The 18,209-nt window shown below is 66.3% G+C and carries 19 protein-coding genes; 7 read left to right on the forward strand and 12 right to left on the reverse strand.

Features of this window, described 5'->3' with window-relative positions; all coding sequences use genetic code 11:
* Window positions 1-119 precede the first annotated feature (119 nt).
* Window positions 120-527, forward strand: a complete 408-nt coding sequence (locus tag BST42_RS15175; RefSeq protein ID WP_083120097.1) for a BlaI/MecI/CopY family transcriptional regulator — start codon at window positions 120-122, stop codon at window positions 525-527.
* Window positions 524-1,468: a M56 family metallopeptidase gene (locus BST42_RS15180; protein ID WP_083120100.1), complete on the forward strand. Its 945-nt coding sequence runs from the start codon at window positions 524-526 to the stop codon at window positions 1,466-1,468. Before BST42_RS15175 ends, BST42_RS15180 begins: the two co-directional genes overlap by 4 nt.
* 129 nt (window positions 1,469-1,597) lie before the next feature.
* Here BST42_RS15180 and ccsB read toward each other — a convergent pair whose 3' ends face one another.
* A complete protein-coding gene (gene ccsB / locus BST42_RS15185; RefSeq protein WP_083120102.1) occupies window positions 1,598-2,572 on the reverse strand; it encodes a c-type cytochrome biogenesis protein CcsB in 975 nt (324 codons plus the stop codon).
* A 446-nt stretch (window positions 2,573-3,018) separates the two neighbouring features.
* Between ccsB and BST42_RS15190 the strand changes: the two genes are divergently transcribed.
* On the forward strand, window positions 3,019-4,023 hold the full coding sequence (locus BST42_RS15190; protein ID WP_083120105.1) for a M23 family metallopeptidase: 1,005 nt from the start codon (window positions 3,019-3,021) through the stop codon (window positions 4,021-4,023).
* 410 nt (window positions 4,024-4,433) lie between these two features.
* Here BST42_RS15190 and lnt read toward each other — a convergent pair whose 3' ends face one another.
* A complete protein-coding gene (gene lnt, locus BST42_RS15200) occupies window positions 4,434-6,077 on the reverse strand; it encodes an apolipoprotein N-acyltransferase (RefSeq protein WP_083120108.1) in 1,644 nt (547 codons plus the stop codon).
* Between the two features lie 759 nt (window positions 6,078-6,836).
* On the opposite strand from lnt, the gene BST42_RS15205 reads away from it, so the two are divergent.
* Both BST42_RS15205 and BST42_RS15215 read left to right on the forward strand, forming a co-directional pair.
* On the forward strand, window positions 6,837-7,277 hold the full coding sequence (locus tag BST42_RS15205; protein WP_336389818.1) for a rhodanese-like domain-containing protein: 441 nt from the start codon (window positions 6,837-6,839) through the stop codon (window positions 7,275-7,277).
* A 700-nt stretch (window positions 7,278-7,977) separates the two neighbouring features.
* Window positions 7,978-8,385, forward strand: a complete 408-nt coding sequence (locus tag BST42_RS15215) for a four-helix bundle copper-binding protein (protein ID WP_083120284.1) — start codon at window positions 7,978-7,980, stop codon at window positions 8,383-8,385.
* 15 nt (window positions 8,386-8,400) lie between these two features.
* Here the strand turns inward: BST42_RS15215 and BST42_RS15220 are convergent, their stop codons facing one another.
* From BST42_RS15220 to BST42_RS15230, 3 genes are all read right to left on the reverse strand, one after another.
* Window positions 8,401-8,727, reverse strand: a complete 327-nt coding sequence (locus BST42_RS15220) for a metal-sensitive transcriptional regulator (RefSeq protein ID WP_083120115.1) — start codon at window positions 8,725-8,727, stop codon at window positions 8,401-8,403.
* Window positions 8,728-8,906: 179 nt separating this feature from the next.
* On the reverse strand, window positions 8,907-9,152 hold the full coding sequence (locus tag BST42_RS15225) for a hypothetical protein (protein WP_083120117.1): 246 nt from the start codon (window positions 9,150-9,152) through the stop codon (window positions 8,907-8,909).
* A gap of 97 nt (window positions 9,153-9,249) precedes the next feature.
* On the reverse strand, window positions 9,250-9,459 hold the full coding sequence (locus tag BST42_RS15230; RefSeq protein ID WP_083120119.1) for a heavy-metal-associated domain-containing protein: 210 nt from the start codon (window positions 9,457-9,459) through the stop codon (window positions 9,250-9,252).
* A gap of 336 nt (window positions 9,460-9,795) precedes the next feature.
* On the opposite strand from BST42_RS15230, the gene BST42_RS15235 reads away from it, so the two are divergent.
* The gene (locus tag BST42_RS15235) at window positions 9,796-10,356 is read left to right on the forward strand and encodes a DUF1942 domain-containing protein (protein ID WP_083120121.1); all 561 of its coding nucleotides are present in this window, start codon (window positions 9,796-9,798) and stop codon (window positions 10,354-10,356) included.
* Between the two features lie 105 nt (window positions 10,357-10,461).
* Here the strand turns inward: BST42_RS15235 and BST42_RS15240 are convergent, their stop codons facing one another.
* From BST42_RS15240 to BST42_RS30115, 7 genes are read right to left on the reverse strand one after another with little or no spacing between them, the layout of a single operon-like run.
* Entirely contained in the window at window positions 10,462-11,853 is a 1,392-nt protein-coding gene (locus BST42_RS15240) for an NADH-quinone oxidoreductase subunit N (protein ID WP_083120285.1), read from the reverse strand.
* A gap of 21 nt (window positions 11,854-11,874) precedes the next feature.
* Window positions 11,875-13,359: a complex I subunit 4 family protein gene (locus tag BST42_RS15245; protein WP_083120123.1), complete on the reverse strand. Its 1,485-nt coding sequence runs from the start codon at window positions 13,357-13,359 to the stop codon at window positions 11,875-11,877.
* A 4-nt stretch (window positions 13,360-13,363) separates the two neighbouring features.
* Entirely contained in the window at window positions 13,364-15,211 is a 1,848-nt protein-coding gene (locus BST42_RS15250) for a proton-conducting transporter transmembrane domain-containing protein (RefSeq protein WP_083120126.1), read from the reverse strand.
* A 10-nt stretch (window positions 15,212-15,221) separates the two neighbouring features.
* On the reverse strand, window positions 15,222-15,524 hold the full coding sequence (locus tag BST42_RS15255; RefSeq protein ID WP_083120128.1) for an NADH-quinone oxidoreductase subunit NuoK: 303 nt from the start codon (window positions 15,522-15,524) through the stop codon (window positions 15,222-15,224).
* Window positions 15,521-16,084, reverse strand: a complete 564-nt coding sequence (locus BST42_RS15260) for an NADH-quinone oxidoreductase subunit J (RefSeq protein ID WP_083120131.1) — start codon at window positions 16,082-16,084, stop codon at window positions 15,521-15,523. The genes BST42_RS15255 and BST42_RS15260 overlap by 4 nt, the downstream gene beginning before the upstream one ends.
* A gap of 6 nt (window positions 16,085-16,090) precedes the next feature.
* The gene (locus BST42_RS15265; RefSeq protein WP_083120134.1) at window positions 16,091-17,029 is read right to left on the reverse strand and encodes a complex I subunit 1 family protein; all 939 of its coding nucleotides are present in this window, start codon (window positions 17,027-17,029) and stop codon (window positions 16,091-16,093) included.
* Complete coding sequence (locus BST42_RS30115) at window positions 17,022-17,747, reverse strand: hypothetical protein (protein WP_237159442.1); 726 nt, start codon at window positions 17,745-17,747, stop codon at window positions 17,022-17,024. The genes BST42_RS15265 and BST42_RS30115 overlap by 8 nt, the downstream gene beginning before the upstream one ends.
* Window positions 17,748-17,786: 39 nt before the next feature.
* Here BST42_RS30115 and BST42_RS30120 point away from each other — a divergent pair, with 39 nt between their 5' ends.
* Window positions 17,787-18,026 (forward strand): hypothetical protein, encoded by a 240-nt coding sequence (locus BST42_RS30120; protein ID WP_237159444.1) that lies wholly within the window; start codon window positions 17,787-17,789, stop codon window positions 18,024-18,026.
* Window positions 18,027-18,209 lie beyond the last annotated feature (183 nt).

Raw genomic sequence — 18,209 nt, forward strand, 5'->3', positions numbered from 1 at the left:
GGCGGTCAGGGGAGCAGCAACGGATGAAGCGGCGCCGATTGCTCGATGCCGCGTCTTATCACGGTCATTTCTGCCGGGCGAGGTAGGCTCGGCAGCAATCAACACTGGAGGGTGAAACCGTGCGGGTACGAGGTTTCGGGGAACTGGAAGCCGTCGTGATGGATCGTGTTTGGAACCGCGATCCCGACATGGTGACGGTGCGTGAGATTTTCGAGGAGCTCGCCGAAGAGCGGCGCATCGCCTACACCACGGTCATGTCGACCATGGACAATCTGTATACCAAGGGGTGGCTTGAGCGGGAGCGCGACGGCCGGGCCTACCGGTACTGGGCGACCTTGACGCGCGAGGAACACACTGCCCGGCTGATGCGTGAAGCGCTCGATGGCGGCGGCCGCTCAGAACTGGTGCTCAGCTATTTCATCGAGCAGATCGGCCCCAAGGAATCCGAGCGGTTGCGGGATGCGTTGGGGCGGCTGGCGAGGCGATCAAGCACAGCGAAGCGGTCAAGCAGGGCGAAGCGGCGGTGAGCATCGCCGCGTGCCTGCTGGTTTACAGCGTGGTGGTGGTCATGTTCGGGCCTTCGGTCTTGGGTGTTCTCACCCATAGCGGGCATGCTCCCAAATGCGGGGTGGCGGCGTGGTTGATCGCGATCGGCAGTGTCCTGCTCACTTGGCTCTCGATCGTGGTGTTGGTGATCCTCGATGTCATCGCCCACTGGCACCAGCGCGGTTCGTTCGTGGTGTCGTGCGTCCGATTCCTGTGCGACTTGGCAGCCGGTAAACAAGGGGTTGCGCCGAGGGTGATGCTCCTGGCGGCGGCCGGCGCGGTCATTGTGGGCGTCGCTGTCATCGGCATCCGGTTCATGCGCACCATCAGCCGGCTCCGTGTGCATGCCCACGGGCATGCACACGCGGTTCGACTCGTCGGCCGCCCAACGACCGAACGCGGGGTTTATGTTGTTGAGGCCGACGAGCGCACGGCGTACTGCGTGGAGGGCAAGCCCCCTGCGATCGTGGTCACCAGCGCCGCCGTGGCGGCCCTGAACGAGGGTGAGTTGAAAGCCGTTCTGACACATGAGCGTGCGCACCTGGATGGTCACCATCTTCATATCGTCACGATGTTGCGCGGCTTGGCGGCAGCCGTTCCTCGCCTTGCCCTGATCACCCGGGGTGTCACTGAGGTCTCACGGCTATTGGAAATGTGTGCCGATGACGTGGCTGCGCGGCGCCACGGACATACTCCACTGCTCACCGGGTTGATGGCCCTGGCCGGTGGCGCGCCCGCCGCAGCGCTGGGCGCAGCCGACGTCGCGGTATTGAATCGCGCTGAACGCCTGGCCCTTCCGCCCGCGCACAGTGCCCGCGTCCGCGCCCAGGCTGCCCTCGCCAGCGCTTCAACGATCATTGCCGTCGCGCCGGTGGGCACCCTTGTGCTCGGCGCATCCGGGTTCCTCATGTGCGGCGGCTAGCGGCCACCGGCCCGAGCGGCGGCGCTGTGATGTGACGGCCGACCGCGTGCACGGCTGCCCGCCACGCTGTCTGGCGATTCGTGAGAGCGGGCTAGGGCACGTCGCGTCATTCCGACCTCGGGTTGGGGTCTACATGACGCCGGCATAGGAATGCAGTCCCGCTATGACCAGGTTGATGAAGAACAGGTTGAACAGCATCGCAACGAACCCGACAACGTTGACCCACGCGGCTTTTCGCTCGCGCCAACCCGCGGTCGATCGCGCATGCAAGTAGGCGGCATATGCCACCCAGGCGATGAACGACACCGTCTCCTTGGGGTCCCACCCCCAGTAGCGGCCCCAGGCCTCCTCGGCCCAGATAGCGCCGAAGATGACGCCGAAACCGAACACCGGAAACGCGAAAATGGTTGTGCGGTAAGCGATGCGATCGAGGGTCTGGGCGTCGGGCACCCTTTGCACGATGCGGCGCACGGCGCTGTCGGGGCCCGGCTGGCCCAGCGGTGACATCTTGAGCAGAAACAGGATGCTGGCCACGCCGGCCACCAGGAACACCCCGGAGCCGAGGCTGACCACCGACACATGGATCGGCAGCCAGTAGGACTGCAGCGCGGGCATGACGGGTGCGGCGTTGGTGTAGAGCCAGCGACCCGACACGGTCAGCAGGATCAGCACCGGCACGAGGACGAACACCCACAGCGCGCGGTAGTGCGGGCGGCGCAGCACGATCGCCGCGGCGACCAGACCCGAGAAGCACGTCAGGTTGATGAACTCGTACATGTTGCCCCACGGCACCCGCGCGGTGGCCAAGCCGCGCAGCACAATGCACACGAGCAGTAGTCCGATGCCGACGTAGACCAGCGCCAGCCCAGCCGTGCCGAACCGCTCGTCGAGCGGTCGCTTCGGCACCTCGGCGACGACGCCCGGTGTGGCACTGTCGGCGCCGACCGTCGCGCCGACGAGTTCGCGGGCTTCGGCATTGCGGCCACGGCTGTACGCCAACTCCACTGCAACGAGCAACAGCGCGACCACCAGCACCACCACCGACGAGGTGAAGGCCCAGTCGGAGTATCGGGCCAAGCCGAGGTTGATATGCACCGTGTTCATGGGACCAATCCGATTAGGGTGAGATACCTACTACAGATACTAGTACTTAGCGCATTAGTGGAATCGGGCGCTACTGCCGGACACGGCTCGGCGAGGATTCGGCCCGTGGTCACCAACCGGTGATCACCGAGTATCGCCACTGACGCCGCCGCCAATGCGCGACGCGATATGAACCGGCTCAACGCCCTCACAGGATGTGCTTCTCTGGGCGCATTCGCAGCACTCCAATATGACTACTAATCCGAATAGTACTAAATTGGCCCAGACGCACTGCTTGCAGCACTGATCGAGCCGCGGCGAACCGGCCCTCTGGCGAGTCATCCGGTTACGGTCGGTAAGCGCACCTGGGGCAAGGAGTTTCGCCGACTCTCTTGTCACAAGCCGGTGAGTTTGGTTAAGTCACCTGATCCAGGTAGCGATCTGGTCACGGCGCGGAGGTCCTGAGATTGGCTGAGCAGCGTCCGTACCCGCCACCGCGCCACGCCGCCAACTGGGATCCTGAAATCACTGAAATCATTCCATTCAACGAGTGCGGCACGCTGGCTGAGATCGCATTTCGGGAGCACTGCCCGTTCGACAATGACTTCCACGTCATCCACGCCCGTGAGCTGGGTGACGACCCCGATGGCGACGATGATCAAGTACCGCTGCAGCTGCTCGACTCCGTGCCGTGCCGAGCCACGGGCAGTTGCCACAGACCGCCGCCACCGGTGCGGCACTCCGCCGGCCCGTCGCGACCCCGACCACCAGGACGTCACCGCACCGCTGCCACGGGTCCTGAGCGCAGCCGTGTACTGATCGCCGCAATGGCCGTCGGCGCGGTGGGTGCGGCCGCTCAATCCGCGCTGAGCGCGGCACACCTCGACTCCGGGCCGGCGGTAATGACCGCCGAAGCAACAGTCCTCGGCACCGGCAGCACGGCAAGTGACGGCGGCATTCAGGTGATCGCGGCGGCTCCGCCGGTCAACCCTGCGGTGGTGGCCGAGGAATTCGCCCGCGGTGTGGCTTTCGCCCAGCAGCGCGCAGAACGGGAGGCACGGCTGCAGCGGCCGTTGTACGTGCTGCCGACCCGCGGCATTCTCACATCGGGATTCGGCTACCGATGGGACGCACTGCACAGCGGGATCGACATCGCGAACGCGATCGGAACGCCCATCTACGCCGTCGCAGACGGCATTGTGATCGCCGCAGGCCCGGTGGCGGGGTTCGGCATCTGGGTCAAGCTGCGCCACCCCGATGGCACCGTCACCTTGTACGGTCATCTCAACAGCACCACCGTCAACGTCGGTGAGCGTGTCCTGGCCGGAGACCAGGTCGCCACCATGGGCAACACCGGAAACTCCACCGGCCCGCACCTGCATCTGGAAGTCCATGCTAACGGCACCTACCGCGTCGATCCTGCACCCTGGTTGGCCAAACGAGGCGTAACTCTGGCCGATGTCGTCGGCTAGAAGCGCTGATGCAGTGCTGTGATCGACAGCGGAGCCACCCTGGCACTGCCGGCTCCGGCCGAAAACGTCAGACACACGCGCGCTGGGCGTGCGTGCCCCGTGATTGACGCCAAGCCGGGTTTCAGCGCTACTAATCTGCTTAGTACCATCATCGCCCATATTGCTTCGGAAAGGCCGGTCAGTCGTGTTGAGCCTCAAACGACGTGTTCCGCGCAGCCGTAAACCATCGATTTACACCCCGGCCTACCTGCGCGAACCACTGCGCCGCCGGCTGGGCTGGCTGCTTGTCGGGGTGGGCGCGGTGATGGCGCTCGTGCATGTCTACATCCACCTAGCGCGGCTGAAGATTATCGGTTACCAGGATCTCCTGCTGGGCTACCCGGCGGCGGGGATGCTGGTGTTCGCCGGCTTCATGCTCGTCGAATGGACCGCCAAACCCAGCCGTTGGCGCGGTGCGATGCCGGACCGACCGAGTCGCCTGACGTGGTCGGGGGGTTCAGCCCGCGGCTGATCAGGCGGATGGCCAGCGCGCCGACGGCGATCGCGACGAGCACCCACTGCACATATGGTGCCCACCGTGTGGCGGGACTGATGTTGACCTGCAACGGGATTCGACGTTCCAGGTAGGCGGGTTCGAAGAAGCCGGTGTCCGCCACGACGCGGCCCGCCGGGGTAATCACCGCGCTGATGCCGGTTGTGCCCGCGACGAGGACGCTGCGGCTGTGCTCGATGGCGCGGATCTTGGCGAACGCCAACTGCTGGCGGCTCATCTGCTCATTGAACGTGGCGTTGTTGCTGGGAACCGCCAGGATCTGGGCGCCGCCTAGCACCGCCTCACGCGCGGCCCGATCGAAGATCACCTCCCAGCAGGTGGTGACACCGACCGGCACCCCGGCGGCCTGCACAACCCCGCTGCCGGTGCCCGCGACGAAGTATCCGGCCCGGTCGGCATAGTCCGAGAAAAAACGAAAGAAGCGCCGCCAGGGCAGATATTCACCAAACGGCTGCACGATTTTCTTGTCGTGGCGCGCCCCAGGCCCGGTAACTGGATCCCACACGATCACCGAGTTGGAACTGGCCGGGGTCGATGGACTCCACTCGGGCCGAGCCAGGACGGCGCCGACCAGAATCGGCGCGCCAACCGCCTTGGCGGCTAACGTAATCTGCCGCGCCGCATCATCGTTGATCAGCGGATCGATATCCGAGGAGTTTTCTGGCCACAGGACGAATTGCGGTGGGTCGGCTCGTCCTGACCGGATGTCCTCGGCAAGCCGCAGCGTCTGGCGCACATGGTTGTCGAGCACCGCGCGGCGCTGGGCGTTGAAATCCAAACCGAGCCGCGGGACGTTTCCCTGCACCAGCGCAACCGTCACCGACGGCCCGGCGGGCTCAGTTGAGCTGCGCACCGTGGGCCCGATCGCGGCCGTGGCGATGGTGACCAGCGCCAGGCACAAAACAGGAATTCCAACAGCACCTTTGCGATCGGTGCGTACCGAACGCCGAACCAGCAGGACCACTGCGGCGAAGCAGAAGCTCACCAAGGCCGTGCTGAACGACACCAGCGCCACACCGCCCAGGCGCGCTAATACGGCCAGCGGGCCGTCGGCCTGACCGAATCCAACCGTTCCCCAGGGGAAACCGCCGAACGGAAACATACTCTTCAGGACTTCCACGGCGGTCCACCACGCCGCCCACCACAGCGGCCAGCTGGTCATTCCGCGCAGCAGCACAGCGGGCACGGCGAACACGCCTGGGAAAAGAGCACACACGGCGGCCAGCGCCACCCACGGAACCGGCCCCACCATCACGCCGACCCAGGGCAACAACGGCAGATAGAAGGCCGAGCCGAAGGCCAAGCCGTACCCGAAGCCGCCAACGGGGCGGGTAAGCGGGTCAGCCAGCACCCAGCCCAACAACGCCAACCCGCCGATGGCGCCGGCCCACCAACTCAACGGTGCAAAACTGGCCGCCAGCAGCAGACCGCCGCCCACCGCGGCGGCCAGTTTGGCCAGCCAGCGCAGCGCATAAGACGCGCCGACGCTCACGTCCCGCACGACCGGATCCAGGACGCGCCCGCCCGCAGACGATGACCAACGCAGCCACCCGCAATCCACTGTGTTCGCACCATTGACTACCGTCCTCATCGGTTCCGCCGGCGCATGCTTGCGCTACACCCCCAAGCTACTACCTTGCTTAGTACTGCCCGCGACCATAGCGGGCTTCGGCGGGTGGCGATCGGCGCGTGTCGGCCTAAGATGCACCTCTCCAGATACCCCGCACGGTATGTGGAGAAGGTGCTTCCGGTGGCCACTCCGCCGGAGTGGCACGGGTCCTGCGTGAGCCACTCCGGCGGTGCCCACTGAACACACCAGCACATCGACGCGGGACTTGTCGCTGAAGTGTTCAGATCAGACGCGGAGGATCGCTCGCCATCGACGGACGGCGATACGACACCCAGAGCCGGCGCTCATGGGCAGCACTTGTTGTCGTGCTTCACGGCGCGCCATTGCCTGGTGTTAGCGCCAAGTGCACATAACCGCGCACTGGACGACCGCGCGAACCCTAGGATGGCGCGCAACTCGTACCAGCCCCGCCGCCTGGGGCTTCACATCCGTGCTCATCCCATCTCTTCTCCACACGCCAATACCCCCCTAGGGTATCCGTTGAGCAGGTGGCGCGTACAGGCCGCGGAGGCCCTGGCAGCCGATGGGACAGTGCGGTCCCGATTCAGCGGCGTCACGATGCCGTGGCGGGGCCAGCCTTCGACCTACTATCGGTCTTAGTACGATAGTAGAGGTGATGTCGTTGATCCTGTGCGTCCGTGTGCACGTCGCCATCATCGGTGCGGTGCTGACACCGGTTGGCTGCGGTTCTCCCGCCGAACCGCTGACATCGTCGGCGACACCGCCGCCCGTAGGACAGACCGACACTGCGGCTCGCGCACCGCGCTCCATCGGACCGCAACAATTCGCCGAGGCTATCGCCGCACCCGAGCGGGTCACCATCAACGTGCACGTGCCCTACGAAGGCGACATCGCCGGCACAGATCTCAGCATCGGTTCGACCAAATCGAGGCGCAGATCAACAGGTTGCCAGCCGTTCGCAGCACTGCGCTGGCGGTCTACTGCCGTACCGGACGGATGAGCACCATCGCCGCCTCAATTTTGGGCAACCTGGGGTATCACGACGTGGTGGAGTTAGCGGGCGGAATTCAGGCCTGGCAGCAAAGTGGCCGCACCGTGGTGCGGCGCTGACCATCTGCAGTTCAACGAACCGACCCGCCGGCGCGCCCGTCGGTACAGGAAGTCTGAATCGTGCACGCCCCCAACGACATAGGTCAACCGGCGTCACAAAAGGCTGCAGCACCGTGGTCGGTTCTCACCGTGGCCGGTGGCACGTCGCTTAGCTGCCACCGGCATGCCCAGCGTTCATCGAGAAGCTCATCGATCAAGGAGGTGTCGGGGCGGCCACCGAGCCTGCGAATGGACGCGCTGACCGCGCTGAGCAGTTCGAGTTGGCGGTCGATGGCTTGAAGGCTTCCCACGTCCCTCCATTGGGCTGGACCGGCGGACCGCAGCGTTGACGGCTCGCACTACATATCTACTGTTCCGGTACATCTATGCTAATCGATGCGTCCTCACGCTCGACGCGACTCCTCGGTGCCACGACAGCGCTGGCTAGCGCACACGCCCCGGCGGCAGCAGCGTCGTTCGTCGCGACCCTCCACAGCGTCCAACGCGGACAAGAAGCTGGCAGGCGTGCTGGCGAAAATTCGAAAGCCGCGTGCTATCAACAGCATTCGGTGCGAGGGTCGCTGAAGGTGTTGCGCGCTGCAGGGGCCCTGTCCCTCACCGAAACGGGGTTTGACCATAGGGGGGACGGGTATGCGGCTGCCGACCGTGGGCCACGCCACGGTCAGCCCATGCGATACGTGCCATGGAAATGGAGGACGGTATGAGCACCGCGAGCAAGATGCTGGAAACTTATCCGCAAGACCTGGGTGGTATCGACCGCGCCTCGTTGACGTCCTGTGTCGAGGCGTGTCTGGAGTGCGCGCAAGCGTGTACGGCCTGCGCCGACGCATGCCTCGGTGAAGGCTCGGTGCAGCAGCTCACCACCTGTGTGCGCACCAACCTCGATTGTGCCGATGTGTGCGCGGCGGCCGGCCAAGTGCTGTCCCGCCATACCGGTTACGACGCCAATCTGACCCGCGTGATGCTAGAAGCGTGTGCCACGGCGTGTCGCTCCTGCGGGGACGAGTGTGACCGCCACGCCGATCACCATGAGCACTGCCGTATTTGCGCGCAGGCCTGCCGTGGTTGTGAACAAGCCTGCCGACAGCTGTTGACGTCACTGCGCTGACACGCTGCCCGCGACTCACGAGCGCACGAGCCGGTTGATAGCGTCGGTGGCCTCTTTGATCTTGGCGGCGGCGTCATCGCCCCCGGCCTGCGCGGCGTCGATTACGCAGTGCTTGAGGTGATCGTCGAGCAGACCGAGCGCCACCGCTTGCAACGCGCGGGTGAGCGCACTGACTTGGGTGAGGATGTCGATGCAGTACTGCTCGTCCTCGACCATCCGGTGTACTCCGCGCACCTGTCCTTCGATGCGCTTCAGACGGTCCAGGTAGCGGTCCTTGTCCGTCATGTAGCCATGCCGCGGCAGCGTCGCCGTGGGTTTGGCTTTCGATGCTGATGTGGGCATTTGTTCCTCCCAAATGGTGCACCCGGGATCGACACACCCGGGAGAGCAGGCCGGCGCATAGCGCGGCGGATGCCCGTGCCGACGTAGCTCACAGATATTGTCGCGCGAAAGGCGGCTACGGGTGATGCGCGCCGCGCGCATCCGCGCAGGACGCCACATCACCGGTCGCCGATCAGGGGTCATGCAACAGCGTAATTCGCTGGGTCTGCGTCGAACTTCGGGACGCAGCCAGCGCAACACAACCAGTAGGTGGCCCCGGCGTACTGGCGGACCCAGCCCTTGGCTTCAGCTTTGGCCTTGGCGACGAAACGTCCGGCCATGACCGGGCACTGGGCCGCGTCGACGCCGGGGTTAACCGGGTCGTGGTCGTGCTCGTGCTCGTGGTGGTGATGGCTTGTGGGCCTGGCAGCGCCGTGATCTGTCATGGTCGAGGGTGTCCCTTCGGCTTCGGACTCACACGTCGGCCAATCGGTGCGAACGTGGCAATTTGGCTACTATTCAGGGGTATTGTGCGGCAGGTCATCAGCATCGGACCGCGGTATAGCCAGCTTCGTCGACAGCGGCGAGTACAGCCGCGTCGTCGATCGGCTCGGTGCTAGTGACGACCAGCTTGCCGGTCGCCGCGCTGACGTCGACGTCCTCGACACCGTCGATCCCACCGACTTCCTCATGCACCGACATCTCGCAGTGCCCGCAGGTCATGCCTGTCACTTGGTATTCGCTGGCGGCCATGACTATTCCTTCCTCGCTAGCTGTGGGCAATGACTGTTTAGGTCAACCGACGGTCCCTGCTTACTCACATGACGCGGCTCCTGTCATACCCAGGCCGGGTATCCGCACTATAGGTGCAGTATACCCCCCGTGGGTATTTCACCAATGTCCGTCACTCGCGCTCTTCGCCACAGCCAGAATGGATGTCTGCTGGAATCGGGGTGGCGACGCCATGTGGAGCCTCGCACCGCGAGCGCGGGGCACCTCCAGGCCTATTGTTCTACGGTGTGGGTACGTAGATAGGATGGCGGGCGGCGCGGATTGCCCGCGGTTCCACACGCTGAAAGGACGACATTCGTGCGCAGATTGGCAAGGATCTTTGTCGCCGGGGTGGCGATGCTGGTAGCGGTAGGCGTCGGTATGCCGACGGCGACCGCGTCCTCTGGAAGCTGCCCTCATCGGTTCGGGTCGCCGCAAAAGCTGACAGATGCCGGCGGTGCGGTGGTCCAGCAGTGGACGGTCAGTGACTTGCGCGCGAGTACCGACACAGCGCCCGGCTATCCATTAGCCGGTCGACTGTGGGAGGCCACAGCCTCCGTCGAAGCGGTGACGGGTGCTGTGACACCGATCATTCCCAACGTGTATACGGTGTCGGCTTCCGGTGAGCGCTATCAGGTGCTGTGGCAGGTGGCCAGTCCCAGCGCTATTCCGGGCGGAACCATCACCCAAGGCCAGACTTCGACGGGCAAGGTCTATTTCGATGTGACCGGTGCCGATCCGATGGCCGTCATCTATACCAACGGCGGCTCGCACCCGGCGATGATGTGGTGCTGCAACGGCAATATGACGATGCCAATGGAAATGCCCATGCCCATGTCGATGGCCGACTGTCCCGGTTGCGCGGGAATGATGTCGTAACCCCGAATAGCAATGGCCTCGCGATCCGTTGGCGAGATTGGACGCGGGGGTGTCGGCCCATGCGCGAAAGAAGGCGTTGATGACCGCCGGCTTGGCTGATCATCATCAGCTGACCAGTTGCCATAACGGGCCGGCGGTGATGCCTATAGCGAGGCTGAGCGCGGCGGCCAACACCGCCGCGCGCTCGGGCCAGGGGGACACCGTCGGCCCGTCCGCATCGCCGGTCTGCTCGGGACGCCTGAAGGCAGGAACGATCCAGCGCAGGTAGTAGAAGAGGCTGACGAGCGTGTTGACGAACACCACGACCGCTAGCCACGCGTAGCCGCCGTCCCATGCTGCGGCGGCGGTGGTGACTTTGCCGATGAACACCGCAGTCGGCGGGGTGCCCACGAGACCGAGTAGGGCGACGACCAACGCGCCGGCCAGCCATGGGTGGGTTCGGGCCAGGCCGCGGTAGGCGTCCAGGTCGCGGCACCCCGGCAGGGCGGCGGTCACCGCGAACGCGGCGATGTTGGTGACGGTGTAGCCGCCGAGGTAAAACAACAGCGACGGCAGGGCCAACTCGCTGCCGCCAGCCACCGTAATCGGCACCAGAAGATAGCCGACCTGGCTGACCGTGGACCACCCCAGCAGCCGACGCGGGTCGTGTTGCCAATAGGCGGCCAGGTTCCCCAACGTCATGCTGGCGCACGCGAATACGGCGATCAGAACCGGCCACGCCAGGTTGTCGGGCAGCACGGTGGCGAGGCGGTACAGCGCCACTAAGGCCCCGATCTTGGGCACGGTGGTCAGAAACGTCGCCGCCGTAGCGTTGGCGCCCTGCGCCGCGTCGGGCACCCAAAAGTGCGCCGGCACACCACCGGCCTCGAACATCAGGCCCGCCAGCACACCCACTATTCCGGCCGCGACGGCCACCGACGGTGCGCCGCCTAGAGTCATCGCCAGCTGCGGGTAACGCGTGGCGCCGGTGAGGCCGTAGAGAATCGTGACGCCCAGCATCAGCAGTATTCCGAACAACGCGCCCATCAGATAGGCCTTCATGGCAGCCTCGGCCGCTGCTGCCGAGCGCACCAATCCCACGAGCCCGTAGAGCGGGATGCTCGCCAGAAAGTATCCCGCCACGAGCAACAGCAGGTCGTCTGCGCCTGCCAGAACAAGCACTCCGGTCGCCGAAAACATCAGCAGCGCATAGGTTTCAGATTCCCGCGGCGAGGCCCGCATCTCAGCGCCGGCCACCGCCCAGATCAACAACAACCCGCCCGCGCAGGCGATCCTTGCCACGCCCGTGGCGGTGTCAAGGGAAAACGCGCCCTCAAAAGCCACCTGATCCGGCCCGGCCATCTGGAGGGCGGCCAGGACGATCACGCCGACCTGTGCGGTGGCGCTCATGACGCCGACCCACCATTGCCGCCGGCGAGGGAGGAAGGAGCCTGCGACCAGTGCCACCAGACCGGCGCCAAACAGCAGCATCTCCGGCGCCAAGAGCAGTGGCCGCATCGCCTCCTCCGGATTCACCGCTCATCTCCCGACAAGCGCGACCACCGCTGCCGCGGCGGGCTCGATCAGGTCCAGCAGCGGCCGTGGAACAAGGCCGATGGCCACGCTGAGCACGAGAAGCGTTGACACCGAGAGGGTTTCAGGGACTCGCAGGTCGGTGAAACCGACCGAATTCCCTCGTGTGGGCCCGGTGAAGACACGTTGCAGCGCGCGCAGGAACAGCGCGGCGGTCAGCAGGATGCCAGGCAGAGCCAGCGCCGTGACCGGCGCGGCGGCGATGCTGCCGGCGAAGATCTGGAATTCGGCGATGAAACCGGAAAAGCCCGGCAATCCCAGTGAGGCAAACGCGCCCACGGCGAACAGCGCGGCCAGCTGGGGCGCTGGGCCCGCCAGGCCGCCGTAGGAGTCCATGTCGTAGCTGCCCGCTCTGTCGTAGAACACCCCGGCGAGCAGAAACAGGGCCCCGGTGATTAGGCCGTGGCTGACCATTTGGGTGACCGCACCGACCACCGCGACCTGCCGGGCGTCGCCGGCCGCGGTCAGCCCGGCAGCGCCGACGGCCACCACGATGTAGCCCATGTGGTTGACCGAGGTGTAGGCGATCATGCGTTTAAGGTCGTTTTGCGCCAGCGCAACCAGCGCCCCGTACAGGACCGATATGACGCCGACGGCGATGATCGGCCACGCCCAATCGCGCCACGCCTGCGGCAGCATCGGCATCGCCACCCGCACGAACCCGTAGGTCCCCATTTTCAGCAGCACCCCGGCCAGCACCGCCGACCCGACGGCGGGCGCGTCGGTGTGCGCCGGCGGCAGCCAGGTATGGAAAGGCACCGTAGGAGTCTTGACCGCCAGTCCGACCAGGATCGCGGCCAGCACCAAGCCGCCCGCCAGCGGGCTGCCGGCCAGCGGGGTTGTCGCAGCCAGCTCCAGCATGTCGAAGGTGTGCGGATCGGCGGCGATGTAGAGGCCGATGAAGCCCACCAGCAGCGCCAGCGATCCCAGGAATGTGTAGAGGAAGAACTTCAGCGCCGAGCGGGCCGCATCGCCGTGGCCCCAGCCGGCGATGACGAAGTACATCGCCACGATCGACAGATCGAAGAACACGAAGAACACGATCAGATCCGCGGCGACGAACAAGCCGAGGCTGACGCATTGCAGGAACAGAAACAACGCGGCCTGCAGCCGCGGCCGGTCCTCGTTGCGCAGCCCGTAGATGGCGCAGGCCAGGAAGATCACCGCGGTCATCACCACCAGCGGCAGCGACAGACCATCGACGCCGACGTGATAACTGCTGTTGACGCCGGGGATCCACGGGATCTTCTCCTCGAACGCCAGCTCGTTGATCCCCGGCGCGTCGTAGCGCGCCCATACCACCACGATGAGCGCGAGGTCGATCACCGTGACCGCCACCCATAGCGCGTTGGCGGTGCGCCCGCCCAACCGGGGCGCGGCCAGCAGCGCCAGCGCAGCGGCCAACGGTAGGAAGACGATCACAGTCAGCACGCCATCACCTCACCGTCACGAGGAGCACGAACCCGGCGACCAGCAGCACGACGGCGGCCAGGTAGTACTGGTGCAGCTGGCCGGTTTGCGGCCGGCGCGCCAGCTCGCCGAACCGTCCCATCCGCGCGGCCACCGCTTCTACCGCGGCGTCCACACCGTTGTCGGTCTGAGCCGCCCGGCGCGCCGCACGCAAAACGGCGATCGCGGTGGCGTCCACCGCCCTGTCGAGCACCCTGTCATCGAATCGGGCTGCCACCCGCGCGGCAGCAATGGTCGGGGCCACCACCAACAGATGCGCCGCGCGCTGCAGCCCCAACCAGGATGCGGCCCACCGCGGTTCGAGCACACCCCAGCGCGCGACCGCGGCCACCACGACGAGGGCAAGCGCCGCGGAAGCGATCAGCGCGGCCACGCCGGGATGAGTGCTCGGCTGGTCGCCGTTGACCGCCCGAGCGAGGATCGAACCCAGCGGGGGCAAGGCGAGGACACCGGAACCCACGGCCCCCGCGGCGAGGACCACCAGCGGCGCTTGCTCGAGACCGGTGAGCCGACGCGGTACCCCTGGGGGCGGCGCGGCTTGCGCCGGGGCGGTCAGGTCGGTCGAGGGCCGGGCCCAGATCACCGCCACCATTTTGGCCGCATAGGCCGCCGACAGGCCTGAGGCGAGTAGCCCCAGACCGTACAACGCGGGGGAATGCTGCGCGGCGGCCGTCAACACAGCGTCCTTGGTGGCCCACAACGACAGCGGCGCAATCCCGGCCAGCGTGAGCGCCGCCACGGTGGCCGACCAACCCACCACCCGCCAGCGCCGCGCCACACCGTGCAGGTCATCCAGACGCTGGGTGCCCAGCAGCGACAACCACACGCCCGCGGTGAGGAACAGTCCGGCCTTGGTGGCGGCGTGCGCAACCAGATGCGCGGCGCCCCCGCCGACGGCAGCCACACCCGCGGCCAGCACCACGAATCCCAACTGGGCTGCTGTTGAGGCGGCGAGCAGCTGTTTGATGTCGCCCTGGGCGACGGCGACGGCGCCGAGCACCACCGCGGTGAGCACTCCCGCCCACGCCGCCGCGGTCGCGGCCCAGCCGGTGGCAGCCAGCAGGGGTTGGGTCCGCAACAGCAGGAATCCGCCCATCGCCACCATCGCCGCCGAATGCAGCAGGGCGCTGACCGGACTGGGACCCGACATCGCCCGCGACAACCAAAACGAGAACGGCAGCTGCGCGGCTTTGCCGAGCGCGGCCACGAGCACCCCGAACGCGAGGACATCGCGCCACCCGCCGCGGGCGTCGGAAAAACTGCTCAGCGCCATCCCGGCGCCGCCGGCCAGCGCGGCGCCGGCGGCCAGATACAACCCCAGATCGGCGGTGCGCGTGGTGATGAACGCCGTGAGCCCATCGGACACCCGGTACTGCTCGCGCCACCAAAACCCAATCAGCGCATAGGAAGCCGCCCCCATCACCTCCCATCCCAACAGCAGCGCCGGCAGCGTCGCGGCGGTCACCGTCAGGATGGCGGCAGCGGCGAACACCAGCATCAACCCGTGAAAGCGGCCCCGCGCCTCGCGGATGTTGCCGGCAGAGAAGATCAGCACCAGCAATGTCACGATGGTGACCACCAGCAGCACTGTCCCGGCCAGCGCGTCGACCCGCAAACCAAACGGGGCACCGGCCATGAACGCAACCTGCACCGACGGGCGCGCCACGGCCACCACCACCGACACCCCGGCACACCCAAGCGCGGTGGCCAGCGAGATCACGTTGACACTGCGATCGTCTCGGCGGGATATCAACAAGACGACCCCGACCGCGGCCGGCGTAGCGACCAGCAGCCACAGCAGCAGCGCTGACATCACAGGCTGCTCATCCGGAAAGGTCTGCTGCCATGTCGGTCATGTCGGCGCGACGGTCCCGGTGCAGCGCCGTGGCCACGGCGAACCCCATCGCCATCTCCACCGTCATGGCGGCGATGACCACCAGCAGCAACACCTGACCGCTCGGTGCCGGCATGACAAACCACCAAAACCCTACGGCGGCGAGGATGATCGCGTTGACCATCAATTCCAGACCCATCATCACCATCACCACAACTTGCTGAGACAACGCACCGTAAAGCCCGACGCTGAACACCGCCGCCGCCACCAGCAACACCGTCTGCAGCGTCACCGTCCCAGCCCCCCGGGTTGCGGGTCACGTCCGGGGCGGTGGGTGAGGTCGTCACCGAAACGGTCGTAACGGGTACGGGCGGCCGCCAACACGATCCCGGCGACGATCGTGGCGACCATGACCGGGCTGATCACCGCCATGGTCAGCATGTGCGGGCCCATCAGCTCCTGCCCGAGCGCCATGGTGACGTCCGGCGGAGGTTGGCCCTGCCGGGTGGGCCAGTCGATCAGCACAATCCCAGCGCCCAACAAGACGAAGGTGGCCGCGGCGGCGACGAGTGCGCGCCGGTTGTCGTGAACCATGCTCATCGGCATCAGCGCCGGGTTCATGCCCATGAACATGACCATGTAGACAGCCATCACCGCCATCTCCATCACCATCATCAAGATGGTGACCACGCCGATGTAGTTTTGCTGCAACAGCACAACTGCGACACCGACCGCGATGAATGAGGCCGCCAGCGCATAGGTCGCCCGCGCCATCGAATCGACCCAGAACACCGCCGCGCCGGCGGCGACGGCGATGACCGCGAGTAGCCAGAACACGATATGGACGATCATTGTGTGTCAACTCCTCCAGATGGCGATGACCGCCACCACTAGGTCTTGCAACAAAACAGCTGGTAGCAACACGACCCAGCCGATCTCCATGAACTTGTCTGGCCGCAGCGCAGGTATCGACCGCCGTAACCACACTAAAACGCACAGCAGTGCAATGGTTTTCACGACGGACCACATCCAGTCGGCCAGCAACGGGCCGGCGCCGCCGCCCAGGAACATCGGTACCGCGAACGCCGCGCCGGCAACAAGCACTGCGTAGCGGCCCGCGACAAACACCAGGCGGTCAACCCCGGACAGCTCGGCGGTCACGCCACCGGCGATGTCATCTCCCAGCGCCGGACTGAACGGTCCCCACACCGAAAACGCCACGACGCCAAGGCAATACGCCACGAACGCGACCGGCATCCACACCATGAACCACAGGCCGTGCTGGGCGGTGACCACATCCCCGACGCGCAGGCTGCCCGCCGCGATGGCAGGCGCGACCAGGGCGAACATCAACGGCAGTTCATAACCCAGCGCGTGGGCAAGGAACCGGTAGCCCCCGACCAGTGACAGCGCCGAGTTGGGGCCCCAGCCGGCCAGCCACACCACCGCCCACATCATCACGTCGACGGCATTGACCCACATGACGCCGACATCGATGTCCAGCAGCGTCCAGTGTCCCAGCGGCACAACGACGATCATCAACAGTGCGACCAGGATCGGGCCGACGCATCCGATGCGCCACAGCAGCGTGTCGGCGGCCACAAGGGTGCGACGGCGCTGACGCATCAGTCGGGCCGTCTCGAACAGCGGGGCGGCCACCGCGCCGCCCGCGCGGCTCGCGCCGTTGGCTCGTGCGGACAGGGTGCTGTCGAGGCTGGCCGCGCACAGGGCGAGCGCGGCCAGCAGGGCGGCGGCTGCCAGTGCCCACGCGCCGCTGACTGTTGTCACCTCAGGCATGCTGACCCAGCGCCGCGGGGGACAGGTCGACACCTAATCCGGCGATCACGAGACGCGCCGTGGCGAGATCGAGACCTTCGACGACGGTAGGCAGCATGTGCTCGATGGCGCTGGACTGCATGTGCAACTGCGGCGTCTGAGCTTCGTGGTGAATCAGTCTTTGCACGACGTCGAGCCGGGTGAGCAGCCGATCATAGGTATCCCCGGCCAATGCCGCCGGCAGCTGGTAGCTGTCGATGTGGTCGACGGCGACCGGGGCCAGATCGCGCAGCGCCCAGCGCAGCACCCGCGCGCGGCGTATCAGAGTGGCTAAGGAAGCAATCTGTGTGCGGGCCGTCTCGTCATCGATGGGGTTGTCCAACAGGGTTTTTCGTAACCGTCGCGCTTGGGCGGCGGCGCGCGGCCAACCGGCCAGCATCAATAGGTCCACGAGGTGATCGGTGTGGCGGGCGGCCTGCATCCACCCGTCCGGTGGCGGTTGCCGTTGCTCCTGGTGGGCGGCGCCCATCGTCTGAGCCTCCGCGGCGGTGATGACGTCGCCTTGCAGGGTGCAGCGCAGCACCAGTCCGGCCGGCCAGTACGCCAGGAACGGGCCGAGCCGCACGTGTAACTCATCCATCTCCAAGCCGTCGCGGTCCTCACCACCTTGGGCCAGCGCGATTCCGGCCGGGGCCATCTCCATATCGCCGTGGTCCATGTGGTGAGCGCTGTGCCCCATGTCGTGACCGGCGTCTGCCGTGTGCTCCCCGTGTTGTGCATGGCTGCCGTGGTCGTGGTGTTGGTTCGCGCCATCCTCAGCTGGCACGTCGAGTTCGTGATCGGCATGCGCAGGAACCGGTACGTCGTGCGGTGCCCCGCCGCCGTGATCCATGTGGTGATGGCCAGCGTGGCCTGCCTCGGAGGGACCCCCGGCGCTGGGGGCGTTGTGCCCGGGGGCGTTGGCGGGCATCTGGTGATCCTCGGAGCCGTCGCCGCGATGTCCTACCAGCGCGGCTGACCGTTCACGGCCAACGGCATCAGCGCGCTGCCGCCCGACGTCGATCAAAACTCCGGCTGCACGGTCCAGTTCGTCACTTGCCGAGGAGACATCGTGGATATCGATGCGAGCCCGGGGGCCGGGCACTTGGTCCCAGATGCGGTCGATGAGGTCGACGAGTTCGTCGTCGGCTACTCCGCAGAC

The organism is Mycolicibacterium rhodesiae (assembly GCF_002086695.1).
In the GTDB taxonomy this organism is placed as follows: Bacteria; Actinomycetota; Actinomycetes; order Mycobacteriales; family Mycobacteriaceae; genus Mycobacterium; species Mycobacterium rhodesiae.

What these genes read in the sequence shown, in the direction of transcription:
- BST42_RS15230 (WP_083120119.1), bottom strand. Translation starts at nt 9,459, where the DNA reads ATGGCCGCCAGCGAATACCAAGTGACAGGCATGACCTGCGGGCACTGC.
- BST42_RS15240 (WP_083120285.1), bottom strand. Translation starts at nt 11,853, where the DNA reads ATGCGGCCACTGCTCTTGGCGCCGGAGATGCTGCTGTTTGGCGCCGGT.
- BST42_RS30115 (WP_237159442.1), bottom strand. Translation starts at nt 17,747, where the DNA reads ATGGGGCACAGCGCTCACCACATGGACCACGGCGATATGGAGATGGCC.
- BST42_RS15260 (WP_083120131.1), bottom strand. Translation starts at nt 16,084, where the DNA reads ATGATCGTCCATATCGTGTTCTGGCTACTCGCGGTCATCGCCGTCGCC.
- BST42_RS15225 (WP_083120117.1), bottom strand. Translation starts at nt 9,152, where the DNA reads ATGACAGATCACGGCGCTGCCAGGCCCACAAGCCATCACCACCACGAG.
- ccsB (WP_083120102.1), bottom strand. Translation starts at nt 2,572, where the DNA reads ATGAACACGGTGCATATCAACCTCGGCTTGGCCCGATACTCCGACTGG.
- BST42_RS15220 (WP_083120115.1), bottom strand. Translation starts at nt 8,727, where the DNA reads ATGCCCACATCAGCATCGAAAGCCAAACCCACGGCGACGCTGCCGCGG.
- BST42_RS15265 (WP_083120134.1), bottom strand. Translation starts at nt 17,029, where the DNA reads ATGCCTGAGGTGACAACAGTCAGCGGCGCGTGGGCACTGGCAGCCGCC.
- BST42_RS30120 (WP_237159444.1), top strand. Translation starts at nt 17,787, where the DNA reads ATGGCTGCCGTGGTCGTGGTGTTGGTTCGCGCCATCCTCAGCTGGCAC.
- BST42_RS15215 (WP_083120284.1), top strand. Translation starts at nt 7,978, where the DNA reads ATGAGCACCGCGAGCAAGATGCTGGAAACTTATCCGCAAGACCTGGGT.
- BST42_RS15250 (WP_083120126.1), bottom strand. Translation starts at nt 15,211, where the DNA reads ATGTCAGCGCTGCTGCTGTGGCTGCTGGTCGCTACGCCGGCCGCGGTC.